The sequence below is a fragment of the Actinocrispum wychmicini genome, from assembly GCF_004345645.1.
Taxonomy (GTDB): Bacteria; Actinomycetota; Actinomycetes; order Mycobacteriales; family Pseudonocardiaceae; genus Kibdelosporangium; species Kibdelosporangium wychmicini.
On record NZ_SLWS01000005.1, the window covers coordinates 288,509 to 300,218 of the forward strand.

12 protein-coding genes are annotated in these 11,710 nt (G+C 69.4%); 5 read left to right on the forward strand and 7 right to left on the reverse strand.

The features are described from left to right. Positions 1 to 79: 79 nt before the first annotated feature. Complete coding sequence (locus tag EV192_RS23345; RefSeq protein WP_243727016.1) at positions 80 to 1,045, reverse strand: gamma-glutamylcyclotransferase family protein; 966 nt, start codon at positions 1,043 to 1,045, stop codon at positions 80 to 82. Next, positions 1,042 to 1,419 (reverse strand): winged helix-turn-helix transcriptional regulator, encoded by a 378-nt coding sequence (locus EV192_RS23350; RefSeq protein ID WP_132118803.1) that lies wholly within the window; start codon positions 1,417 to 1,419, stop codon positions 1,042 to 1,044. The genes EV192_RS23345 and EV192_RS23350 overlap by 4 nt, the downstream gene beginning before the upstream one ends. 102 nt (positions 1,420 to 1,521) lie before the next feature. On the opposite strand from EV192_RS23350, the gene EV192_RS23355 reads away from it, so the two are divergent. Next, on the forward strand, positions 1,522 to 2,184 hold the full coding sequence (locus tag EV192_RS23355) for an alpha/beta fold hydrolase (protein ID WP_132118805.1): 663 nt from the start codon (positions 1,522 to 1,524) through the stop codon (positions 2,182 to 2,184). Here EV192_RS23355 and EV192_RS23360 read toward each other — a convergent pair. The 3 genes from EV192_RS23360 to EV192_RS23370 form a co-directional block, all read right to left on the reverse strand. After that, positions 2,174 to 3,409: a C39 family peptidase gene (locus EV192_RS23360; protein ID WP_132118807.1), complete on the reverse strand. Its 1,236-nt coding sequence runs from the start codon at positions 3,407 to 3,409 to the stop codon at positions 2,174 to 2,176. The genes EV192_RS23355 and EV192_RS23360 overlap by 11 nt on opposite strands. Positions 3,410 to 3,473: 64 nt before the next feature. Beyond that, positions 3,474 to 3,968, reverse strand: coding sequence for a PadR family transcriptional regulator (locus EV192_RS23365; protein WP_243727071.1), 495 nt, complete (start codon positions 3,966 to 3,968; stop codon positions 3,474 to 3,476). Positions 3,969 to 4,307: 339 nt separating this feature from the next. After that, entirely contained in the window at positions 4,308 to 5,951 is a 1,644-nt protein-coding gene (locus tag EV192_RS23370; RefSeq protein WP_132118810.1) for a long-chain fatty acid--CoA ligase, read from the reverse strand. A gap of 417 nt (positions 5,952 to 6,368) precedes the next feature. Between EV192_RS23370 and mihF the strand changes: the two genes are divergently transcribed. The 3 genes from mihF (at position 6,369) to EV192_RS23385 (ending at position 8,760) form a co-directional block, all read left to right on the forward strand. After that, complete coding sequence (mihF, locus tag EV192_RS23375) at positions 6,369 to 6,680, forward strand: integration host factor, actinobacterial type (protein WP_132118812.1); 312 nt, start codon at positions 6,369 to 6,371, stop codon at positions 6,678 to 6,680. A 126-nt stretch (positions 6,681 to 6,806) separates the two neighbouring features. After that, on the forward strand, positions 6,807 to 7,913 hold the full coding sequence (locus EV192_RS23380) for an isochorismate synthase (protein WP_243727017.1): 1,107 nt from the start codon (positions 6,807 to 6,809) through the stop codon (positions 7,911 to 7,913). Positions 7,914 to 7,923: 10 nt separating this feature from the next. Continuing rightward, a complete protein-coding gene (locus EV192_RS23385; RefSeq protein ID WP_132118816.1) occupies positions 7,924 to 8,760 on the forward strand; it encodes a PhzF family phenazine biosynthesis protein in 837 nt (278 codons plus the stop codon). A 29-nt stretch (positions 8,761 to 8,789) separates the two neighbouring features. On the opposite strand, the gene EV192_RS23390 is transcribed toward EV192_RS23385, so the two are convergent. Both EV192_RS23390 and pdxR read right to left on the reverse strand, forming a co-directional pair. Then, positions 8,790 to 9,425, reverse strand: coding sequence for a signal protein (locus EV192_RS23390; protein ID WP_132118818.1), 636 nt, complete (start codon positions 9,423 to 9,425; stop codon positions 8,790 to 8,792). 30 nt (positions 9,426 to 9,455) lie between these two features. Continuing rightward, positions 9,456 to 10,862, reverse strand: coding sequence for a MocR-like pyridoxine biosynthesis transcription factor PdxR (gene pdxR / locus EV192_RS23395; protein ID WP_132118820.1), 1,407 nt, complete (start codon positions 10,860 to 10,862; stop codon positions 9,456 to 9,458). Between the two features lie 296 nt (positions 10,863 to 11,158). On the opposite strand from pdxR, the gene EV192_RS23400 reads away from it, so the two are divergent. After that, positions 11,159 to 11,647: a hypothetical protein gene (locus EV192_RS23400; RefSeq protein ID WP_132118822.1), complete on the forward strand. Its 489-nt coding sequence runs from the start codon at positions 11,159 to 11,161 to the stop codon at positions 11,645 to 11,647. The last annotated feature ends 63 nt before the right edge of the window (positions 11,648 to 11,710 follow it).

Consider the following 11,710-nt stretch of genomic DNA (forward strand, 5'->3'; position numbering starts at 1 on the left):
CCACCTTCCGGAAACGTCGTCCCCAGGTCCTATCAGTAAGGACGGGTACCCGCGCGCCGGGTTGCGTATGCTCACTCGGTCAGGCGATCCACAGGTACGTCCAGCAGATCGTGCCATCGGACAAGGAGATTCGGGTCCGCCGGTACTCGTGGCCCTCGTAGGCGTCCAAAGTGGCCAGTGCGCCGGGCCGCAGCGGCAGCACCCAGCCGGACACCTTGCCGTCGCCCCGGAGCAGCCCGGGATACCCGAACCCGGTGTCGAACACCGTGCCGTGGGTGGTCGCCTGGTAGGGCTCGCCGTCGACCCATGGCTCGACCAGCTCCCACGCCGACGACCCCGGCCGGAGTGTGCCGTACACGAAGACCCGGCCCGGGAAGTCCTCAGGGGACGGATCACCATCCACAACGGACACTCGTAGTCCGGTCGTACCGGGCTCGCCGGTGAGTGCCTGTGCCCGCGCCTGGGACATGTCCGCGCACCGCACCGGCTCGCCGTCCACCAGGATCGGCTGCCTGATCTCGGCGGCGCCGGTGTACGCGAGGAGACGGTCCCAGACCGTGCCGTCCTCCAGCTCGACCCGGCCGGTTTCCAAGCGGGACAAGTGATATCGCTCGCCGCGGCCCTCGCAGACGTCAAGGACCCGCACCTGGTCGGCGTCCGCCATCCAGACCGCGTGCGTCTCGGTGACGTCCGGCATGGCGGCCAACGTGACCGGCCGCTGCGTGTCGACCACTCTGAGGCCGGCCGCCCACACCGCTGCCAGGCCGGTGCATCGCACGCGCAGCACCGGCACCGGGCCCGCGAGCCCGAGGTGCTCCCGTAACCAGGTGATCTTGCTGGGGTTGGCGTTCGACCCGTAGGTCAGGACGGGGACGCGTTCGGCCAGGGTCGGCGACTTGGTGTCGGCGAGCCAGTCGTCCAGGTCACGGCCGTCGACCTGGTAGGACCGGGTGAGCGGCCAGCTCCGGCCGTCGAGATGGACATACGAGAACCCGGGACGTTCACCGGGATAGGGCTCAGCGGGGAACTCGGCGTCGACGGTCACGCACGCGCCTTGCGCTCGTCGTACGCCTCCTGGGCGGTGGCGAAATCCTCCCACCGCTCGAAGAGCAGGTCGAACAGCCCCCGCACCGCGGTCGCGGTCCGGACACCCAGCTCGGTGAGGCTGTAGTCGACGTGCGGCGGGATCACCGGATGGACCAGCCGGTGCACGACGCCGTCCCGTTCGAGCGCCTGCAGCGTCTGGGCGAGCATCTTCTCGCTGACGCCGCCGACCTCGCGGCGCAGTTCGTTGAACCGGTGCGTGCCCCGGAGCAGCACGATCTGAACCAGCACGCCCCACCGGCTGGACAGGTGCTCCATCACCGGCCGGGACGGACAGTTCACATCGAAAGGCGACACTACGTGCACACTTTCCATGGCGGCAGTATACAACTTTCCGAACGTGCCATAACTGCTGCTTCTGGTTTTGAGCAGAGCAAGCTATTGGACTTATAGTTCTACCGGTCGCAGAGTTGACCCATGTCCACCTACGTCCTTGTTCCCGGCGCCTGCCACGGCGGCTGGTGCTTCGCGTCGCTCACCACACCCCTGCGCCGGCTCGGCCACGACGTCCACCCGATCACGCTGACCGGCCTCGCGGCCAACCAGTCGGCCGCCGGTGTGAACCTGGAGACCCACATCGCCGACGTGCTCGGCCTGCTGTCCGACGAACAGATCGAGGACGCGGTCCTGGTCGGCCACAGCTACGGCGGCGTGGTCATCACCGGCGTCGCGGACCGCGCGCCGGACCGCGTGCGTTCCCTGGTGTACCTGGACGCCTTCGTGCCCGCCGACGGCGAATCCTGCTGGACGCTGACGAACGACGAGCAGCGCGCCTGGTACACGTCGGTCGACGAGACCGGCTTCGGCACCAGGCCGCTGCCCTTCTTCGATCCCCGCGCCAAACCGCACCCGCTGGCCACCCTCCTCCAGCCGATCCGGCTCACCGGCACGCTGGACCGCTTCGCCCGCCGCGACTACGTGTACGCCGAGCGATGGGCCGGCGAGTCCCCCTTCACGCCGACCCTGGAGCGGCTCCGGGACGATCCACAGTGGAATGTGCACACCCTGGACGGCGGGCACAACCTGATGCGGGACGTCCCGGCCGACGTGCTCAAGATCCTGCAGGCGGCTACGGGGTGATGATGTAGGCGACCCCGCCGGGACCGCCGGCGACGCTGCCGTCCGCGCGGTGCCGCTTGGTGCGCTGCCAGATCGTCTCGAACTGGGCGCGCTTGTACACGTTGCGAACCCTGGTGTTGTCGCTGGCGGCGGGGTCGTTCACGATCACGTCACCGGTCTGGGTGAAGCCGACGACCACCATGATGTGGCCGCTGGTGCCGTAGCCGGCGCCGTCCAGCTCGCTCGACAGGAACGACTGGGACGTGATCACCGGGATGCCCCGGCGGATGTAGCCCTCCAGTTCGGTCAGCGAGTGCAGCCTGGTGATGTGCGCCTTCAGGCCGTAGCTCGCCGCGTACGCGGTGTTGAACGGCCAGTTGCCGGTGCCGTCGTAGTCCTTGTCGTACATGTACCGGGCCGCGTAGTCCACCGTCGGATCCATATAGGACGGATCGATCCACGCCATGTTCTCGGCCGACGGGTGCTTGCCCCAGTACTCGACGACCATCTCCGTGGACGTCGGGCTGCACCAGGCCTCGCCGCCGCCGCCGTACTGCGGATACTGTCCCAGGTGGAGGTTCTGGGCGTACGGCCGCACCGGCAGCTCGATCCCCCACGCGCCACCGGACGGGGAGATGGGTACGGTGAACCGGTCCGGGATGTTGGACGTCATCGCGCCGGCCATGGCCAGTGTCGGGGTGGCGTTGGTGCCCGCCAGCCGGTACAGGGTCACCCGCAGCTGGTAGCCGCGCAGGGTGATCCCGGAGTTCGCCACGAACGTGTCGACGTCCACGAACCCGTTGGCGTCGGACTGGCCGGGCAGGCTGGTCCGGGTGACGTCGGTGTCGCCGAGGGCCCACTGGCCCATGCCGTACCACATCGTCGACGCGCCCGAAGTGGTCCGACCGCGCATGTCCACGCGCAGCCACGTGCCCTTCGGCGTGTCGGCGTTCCAGGAGGCGACGAGCTCGGAGGCGTCGAAGCCGGGCCGGTAGAACGGCGAGGTCCAGGTGCCGTAGTCGTAGGTCTGGGTGCCTGAGGGTTCGGTGTGCTGGACCGTGCCGGCCGGGCGGCCGATGCGCAGGCCCTTCAGTGACGGGACGAGGCCGTCGCGGTCGCCGGCGAACAGCAGCTCCGGCGACCGCCACTGGTGGAAGTTCACGGGCGCGGAGTCCTGGGCGGCGAGGGCGGGGGATGCCGATAACACGAGTAACGCGCTGACGGCGAGCAGGGTGAACCGGGTCATGACAGCTCCCAACGAGAGGGGTGGGAGATATTTTCACCATGCGACCCGATCCTGTAAACCGCTGTCAGGGTGGATCGCGGTCCAGCTCGTCCAGGAAGTCCTTCCAGAACCGTTCGACCGTCCGCTCGTAGCGCAGGCCCAGCTCCAGCGTCTTGAGCTGCCACCGGTCGGCCCGCGACTCGATCTCGGTCCGTTGCTGGTTGTAGCCGTCCGCGCGGGCCCGGTGCGACTCGTAGCGGTCCCGGGCCAGCCGGCGGATGTCCGCCGGGGACGCGCCGAAGCTGAAGAACAGCTTCAACAGGCCGGTGTCCCGGACCTCGGTCTGGTCCAGCGTGGGCTCGGCCAGCCACTCGGCCAGCGCCTTGCGGCCGTCGTCGGTGATCGAGTACGTCCGCTTGCGCCGGCCGCCCTGCTCGATCGACTGGCTGACCAAGCCGGCCGCGACCAGCCGGGCCGGCTCGTCGTACAGCTGCGAGTGCGCGAACGCCCAGAAGTTGCCGATGGTCTGGCCGACCCGCTGCTTGAGTTCGTAGCTCGTGGCCGGGCCGTAGCACAGCATGCCGAGCACGACGTACGACGTCGCGTTCAGCTTGCGAGACCTACCGTTCGGTGGCTCGGTCGGGTCGGCGGGCAGCGGGCACCTCCATCAGGGGATCGCCTTGACCATAGCGATCACCGCACGGTTCTGCCGCTCCCCCATCCCTAACTATGACACCTCGACCACCCAGAACGGCTTGACGAATCTCGAACGGACGGTCCGACCCGGGTCGCGCCCTGGGCCGAGAGTGTCTCGTGTGGACGATGGGCCGATCCGATGAACGGACGCCGGGAGGCCACCCGGGCCGGGCTGACCGCGCGCTGGGCGGTATGCCGCAACGCGCGGTCGAGCGCCTGGACGTCAGCTGAGGTGCGTGATGTCCAGCTTGCCCTCGGCGTACGCGGCCCGGATCCGCTTCTTGTCGAACTTGCCCACACTCGTCTTGGGGACCTCGTCGATGTACGTGAAGTTCTCCGGCACCTGCCAGCGCGCGACCTTGCTCGCCAGGAACTCCCGCAGCTCGGCCGGGCGCACGTCCTTGCCCTCCCGCAGCACGACGGCGACCAGCGGCCGCTCGTCCCACTTCGGGTCCGGGATGCCGATCACCGCGGCCTCGGCCACCGCCGGGTGGCCCATCACCTGGTTCTCCAGCTCCACCGACGAGATCCACTCGCCGCCGGACTTGATCACGTCCTTGGACCGGTCGGTCAGCTTCAGGAAGCCGTCCGGGCTGAACGCGCCGACGTCGCCGGTGCGCAGCCAGCCGTCCCGGAACTTCTCATCGCTGTCGCTGTCGCCGTCCTCCGCCTGCCGGTAGTACGCCGCCGCGACCCACGGCCCACGGCACTCCAGCTCACCGACGCTCACGCCGTCCCATGGCACCTCTTCGTCGGCGTCGTCGACCAGGCGGCACTCGACGGACGCGGGCGGGCGGCCCTGCGTGAACCGGTACTCCCACTCCTGCTCCGGCGTCAGCCCGGTCGGCGGCCGCGAGACGCTGCCCAGCGGAGACGTCTCCGTCATGCCCCACGCGTGCGTGATGTGCACGCCGTAGCGGTCGTTGAAGGCACGCATCAGCGACGGCGGGCAGGCCGAGCCGCCCACGACGACGTCCCGCAGCGACGAGATGTCCTGGGGGTGCGCGTCCAGGTGCGCCAGCAGGCCCTGCCAGATGGTCGGCACCGCGCCCGCGAACGTGGGCCGCTCGGTGGCCATGATCGCGGCCAGCGGCTCGGGCTGCAGGAACCGGTCCGGCATGACCATCGACGCGCCGACCATCATCGACGCGTACGGCAGGCCCCACGACATCGCGTGGAACATCGGCACGATGATCAGGGACTTGTCGGTGGTGGCCAGGTTCATGCTGTCGGACATGCACACCTGCATCGAGTGCAGGTAGATCGACCGGTGCGAGTACACGACGCCCTTGGGGTTGCCGGTCGTGCCGGACGTGTAGCACATGGCCGCGGCTTGACGCTCGTCAACTTCTGGCCAGTTGTACTCCTCCGGCCGGCCGTCGAGCAGCTCCTCGTACGAGTGAACCTCGATCCCGTCGGGCGCCTCGACGGCCGCCTTGGGCCCGTTCGCCACGACGATGTGCTTGATCGTGTTCAGCTGCGGCAGCACACGGGCCAACAGGGGCGCCACGGACGCGTCCACGATCACGACGTGGTCGGCCGCGTGGTTGGTGACGTAGGTCAGCTGGTCGGGGAACAGACGCAGGTTGAGGGTGTGCAGCACGGCACCCATGGCCGGCACCGCGAGGTACGCGTGCAGGTGCTCGGCGTTGTTCCACATCAGGGTGCCGACGCGCTGGTCGCCGGTGACGCCCAGGTCACGGAGGGCGTGGGCCAATTGGGCCGCTTTACGTCCGGTTTGCCCGAAGGTCTCCCGCCGTCCCTCGGTGCCCATCCATGTCACGACCTCGCTGGAGGCGTGGAGTCGGGTCCCATGGCGGACCATCCGCCCGATCGTGAGGGGGACGTCTTGCATCGTGCTGAACATGGTCGCTCCTGTGTCCTGCGTCACCGCACCGTGCGCCTTACTGCACAGTAGATGGTCTTACCTCGAGTAGGTGAGACCTGCGGCACTGGTCACAGGTTGCGACCGGAATTAACCAGGTGTAGTCGGCTATTCCGCGGAGATCAGCAGGATAAGGCCAAAAAACAACGGTGAAACTCGCCGGAGTGTCTCTCCGGATTGCCCGGCGTGTCGCGCTGGAAACCGCCCTGAAGGGTGAATTACGGAGGGTTGTGGCTGGTCGACGGCGGGATGTCCGGCGGAAAGTCCCGCGTGTCGGGGGTATGTTCCGCAGGTGGGTGTCGTTTACTGGGCGCGTCGTTAGGCGCGGCCGGACCCGAAAAAGGGCGGTGCGGAAATCGCGTCGGCGACACCAGACCTCGACATAGGAAGGACAGCACGTTGGCTCTGCCTACGTTGACTCCCGAGCAGCGCGCTGATGCGTTGGCCAAGGCAGCCGAGGCACGCAAAGCGCGCTCGGAGCTGCTCGCCTCCATCAAGGCCGGCAAGACCACCATTGACAAGGTGCTCGCCAAGGCCAAGGAGGACAAGACCATTGGCAAGACCAAGGTCAAGCAGCTGCTGATGGCCGTGCCCGGCCTCGGCGCGGTGAAAGTCTCCGCGCTGCTGGAGAAGGCCGGTATCGACGCCGAACGCCGCGCCGCTGGCCTGGGCGACCGCCAGCGCGGTGCCCTGATCGACGCGCTCAAGTAAACCGGTCCCGAATCGGGGCTCAGTCGTGCCGAAGGTGGTCCTCACATGATGAGGGCCACCTTCCGCAGTTCTGGCCGGACCCAGGGTGCACGATGGTGAACGGGCGGACTGACGAGAGGCGCTGGTGTGGAGCTGATTGACGAGTACCAACCCGGGTCGTTCTTCTTCGCCACCCCCGATCACACCCTGCTGGCCGGTGACCCACGCCAGGTGTTCTCCGAGAAGGACACCTTCGCCCTCGCCGACCAGGTCAGCGCGGCCCTCACCGAGCACGGCGGCCTCGCCGTCGGCGCGTTGCCCTACGACAACACAGGCGAAGCGCACGTCCTGCTGCCCCGGACGGCGCTGTGGGGCGGTCCGGCCAAACCAGGCCCGCAGCCGCCCTTCCTGCCGGGCTACCGGGTCAGCAACGACCCGGCGCCCGCCGAGTATGAACGCCAGGTCGCCCAGGCCCTGCCCGTGCTTCGCCGCGGCGACCTGCAGAAGGTCGTCCTGGCCCGGACGCTTCTGCTGGAGCTCGACGCGCCGCTGGACATGCGCCGGATGCTGGCCAACCTGACGGCGATGAACACCCACGGCTACACGTTCGCCGCGCCGCTGCCGCTCGGCACCACCCTCGTGTCGGCGAGCCCCGAGATGCTCGTCCGGCGAACCGGGTCGACCTTCATGTCCCGGCCCCTGGCCGGCTCCCAGCCCCGCGGCACCGACCCCGCCCAGGACCGGGCGAACGCCCAGGCCCTGCTCGCCTCGAAGAAGGACCACGACGAGCACAGGTACGTGGTCGAAGCCGAGGTGGCAGCCCTCCGGCCGTTCTGCCGGCGGCTGTCCGTGCCCGGCGCGCCCACCCTGGTCAGCACACCCAGCATGTGGCACCTGTGCACACCCATCACCGGCGAGCTGATCGACCCGTCCGTCACCGCGTTGACCCTGGCCGCGGCCCTGCACCCGACACCGGCCGTGTGCGGTTCGCCCACCCCCGCGGCGCGTGAGGCGATCGCTCAGATCGAGTCGTTCGACCGCGGCTTCTACACCGGCGCGGTCGGCTGGGTCGACGCGGACGGCGATGGCGAATGGGCCGTCGCGATCCGGTCCGCCGAGGTCACCGAGCAGTCGTTGCGCCTGTACGCGGGCGCGGGAATCGTGCAGGCCTCGTCGCCGCCGCTGGAACTCGCCGAGACCTCGGCCAAGTTCCAAACGTTGTTGCGCGGCATGGGCCTCGACCTGACGCTGTAGGTTCTGCGTCATGCATCCGTATGTCGTGGCTGACGTCTTCACCTCGCAGCCGCTGAAGGGCAACCCGGTGGCGGTCTTCACCGCGGGTCAGGACGTGCCAGAGTCGCTCATGCAGGACATCGCGCGGGAGATGAACCTGTCCGAGACAGTGTTCGTCCTGCCGTCCACGGTCGCCGACGCCAAGGTCCGGATCTTCACCCCGACCATCGAGCTCCCGTTCGCCGGGCACCCGGTCCTGGGCACCGCGTACGTCCTCGGCCAGTCCACGCCGTCGACGGCGATCACCCTGGAAACCGGCTCCGGCGTGGTCCCGGTCGAGCTGACCAGACAGGACGACGGCCAGATCACCCTCGGCCGCATGTCCCAACCGGTACCCACCTGGCGCGAGTTCGCCGACGCCGGCGAACTGCTCGCCGCGCTGGGTGTCCGGTACTCGGTGCTCCCGGTCGAGATCTACGACAACGGCGCCCGCCACCTCTACGTGATGCTGGACAACTTCGACGTGGTCGCCGCCCTCAAACCGAACCTCTCCGTGCTCGCCGGCCTGCCCCAGGTGGGGGTCAGCTGCTTCGCCGGCTCAGGGACGACCTGGAAGACCCGGATGTTCGGACCGTCGGTCGGGGTGATGGAGGACCCGGCCACCGGCTCCGCCGCCGGGCCGTTGGCGGTGCACCTCGTGCGGCATGGCAAGGTCGCGTTCGGGACGGAGATCGAGATCAGCCAGGGCGCCGAGCTGAAGCGGCCTTCGACGCTGTACGCCCGGGTCTCGGGTGCGGGTGCGAACGTCACCGCGGTGGAGGTCGCCGGGGCCGCGGTGATCACGGCGCACGGGCAGTTGGCTCTGTAAGGGGGCTCCCGGAGGTCCTTTGTGGACGCTCAGTTCGTCTTCGGGAGGGTGACCACGGTCAGGTCGTAGTTCGCTTCCGTGGTCAGCGCGCCGCTGGTGCCGCGCAGGGTCAGGGTGTGCTCGCCCGGCGAGAGAGGGTCCAGGGTCATCCAGAGGCCGCAGCTGAAGGCCTGCTGCTGGCCTTTGCTCGAGTCGTAGGTGATCTTCATCGGCTCGATCTTCCGCAGTTGCTGCGGTTTGTCGTCGAGGAGGGCTTCGCCCTTGGCGTTGGCCATGAAGTTCTGGCAGCCGGCCGCGTCCGGGGTGGTCACGTTGACCGCCGGGCCGGCGATCGGCAGGGTGGACGGTACCTGGCAGCGGCGGTCGGCTTCGCCGCCGTGGGTGCCGGCGACCAGCCAGACGCCGAAGGGCTGGCTGTCCGCGCAGAACTGGCCGTCGGTGTCGTCGACCGGGCTTTGGCCGGGCGCGGCCGAGCTGGCCCAGCTCCACCACAGGGTCTGCAGGCGCTCCGGGGTCAGTGGCTCGGCCTTCACCTGTTCCACCGCGGTCGGGTCCGGCATGGACGGGTCGGTCCAGCCGGGGGCGGCCGGTGCCGGCGGCGTGCTCGAGCAGCCGGCCAGCAGCAGAAACGCGGCTGCGCCAATGGCCACGGGGCGTCGGATCACCGGCGAATCGTAGCCATGCCGGCGGCGCCGTCAGATACAGGCCCTCAACCTGCGCAGGCCCTCCTCGATCCGGGTGGCCTGGATCGCGCCGTAGCCGATCACCAGCCCTGTCCGGCCGGGCCCGAAACGCCGGAACGGGGTCAGCGCGGCCACGTTCACGCCGATCTCGCGAGCACGGCTGCGGATCGCCACGTCGTCACGGTCGTCGAGCAGGTACGCGGACATGTGCAGGCCCGCCGCGGCCGGTACCGGTTCGAGCACGTCCCCGAAGGACGTCCGGAGCACCGACACGATCCGTTCGTGCCGGGCCTGGTACTCGCCGCGGGTTCGGCGGATGTGCCGGGCCAACTGCCCCTCGTCGATGAACTCGGCCAGCGCCGCCTGCAACGGCCTCGACGAGTTCCAGTCACTGACGTACTTCGCCGCGCGCAACGCCGGACGCAGGCTCGGCGGTGCGATCAGGAAGCCCAGCCGCAGCGTCGGCATGAGCACTTTGGACAGTGAGCCGACGTAGACCACCCGGCCGGTGCGGTCCAGGTTCTGCAACGGTTCGATCGGCCGGCCCCAGAACCGGAACTCGCTGTCGTAGTCGTCCTCGATCACCACCGCGCCGGTCTGCTCGGCCCAGTCCAGCAGTGCCGTGCGGCGGGCCAACGACATCGGCATCCCCAACGGGAACTGGTGGGACGGTGTCACGTACACCAGCCGGGCCGAGTGGGGCAGGGCGTCGACGATGAGTCCCTCGTTGTCCACAGGCACCCCGACCACCTCGGCGCCGAGCGACGCGAACAGGTGCCGTGGGCCGGAGTAGCCCGGATCCTCCACGGCGACAACGGTTCCCGGCCCGACCAGAACCCGGCCGATCAGGTCGATGGCCTGCTGGGCGCCGTTGGTCACCAGGACGTCGTCCGCGGTGGCCCGCACCGCCCGGGAGACCCCGATGTGCCGGGCCAGGGCGGCGGCCAATGGGGGATAGGAGGCGGCGCCGTCATGCCCGAGCGAACCGATCCGGCCGAGTGTGAACTGCCGGGCCAGCAGCCGCCGCCAGGTCGCGAACGGGAACAGTCGCCCGTCCGGGATGCCCACCCGGAAGTCGAACTCCGGGGTGGAGGTGTCCGGCGGCGGCGCGGTGATGTCCGTCCACACGTCTCTCGGCCGCGGGCCAGGCGCGTCGGCCGGCTCCGGCGGCCGGTCGAAACCGCTGGCCCGGACGAACGTGCCCGAGCCGGTCCTGGCCGCGACGAAACCCTCGGCGATCAGCCGGTCGTAGGCGGTGCTGACCGTGTTCCGTGCCACTTCGAGGCGCCTGGCCAGCTCCCGGCTGGGCGGCAGGGCGTCGCCGGCACGCAGCCTGCCGTCCAGGATCGCGGCCTTGACCTGCTGGTATATCTGGCCGGTCAGGTCCTCGCGGCCGAGCAGGCTGACGTGGAAATCCACCGGGCGAGCCTACCCGGATTGGCCCAGCCGAACTTGCCGGATTTGGACCTACCGGAGGGCCGGTCGACTTTCCTAGGGTCGGTGCGGGACGCCCGGGGGCGGCCGCCGGTGATCAGTCCGCAGTGGACTGGAAGCCGCGTCCGAAGGCGCAGCGGGCTGGGGGTCCGCTGCGCTGCATCGGCTGTGTTGTCTGCCGGCTCCGCGGGGAGAGCACGTCGGCTGTGTTGTCTGGCGGCTCCGCGGGAAAGAGCACGTCGCCGCGCGGGACCCCTGCGCCGGCCGCCATACTTGACCGCGTGACCGACACGCCGCCGTCCACACCGCACCAGACCACCCTGCCGGAGTGGATCGGAGTGAGTGCGGGCGCTGTCGCGGTGGTCGCCAGCTTCCTGCCCTGGTTCACGTTGTCCGGCACACTCGCCGACCAGCAGAAGACACTCGGGCTGCGGAGCTGGCTGACCGCGTGGGGCGCCGGGTTCCTCGGCTGGTTCCCGACCGTTCTGCTGGTCGTTGTCGCGGCCGTGATCGTCAGCCAGCGGTTCGCCAGGGCACTGCGGATCCTGGCGCCGCTGTGGCTGACGCTCGCCGTGGTGGCGATCGCGATGATCCTGCTGCGGTGGATCACCGTGCCGGACGCCACGAAGCTCACCGGCCAGAGCCCGGACTACGCCTCGTTCCACAGCGGCGTCGGGCTGTACGTCGGCCTGGTCGCGGCCGTGGTCAGCGCGGTCACCGGACTCTTCGCCTTCCTGGCCGCCCAGAAGCAGGTCAGTTCCGCCGAGTGAGACAAACGTGCCCTTGTCCGTGCACCCGAACACGGTCTGTTATCGGATTCGCCGGGCACCGGA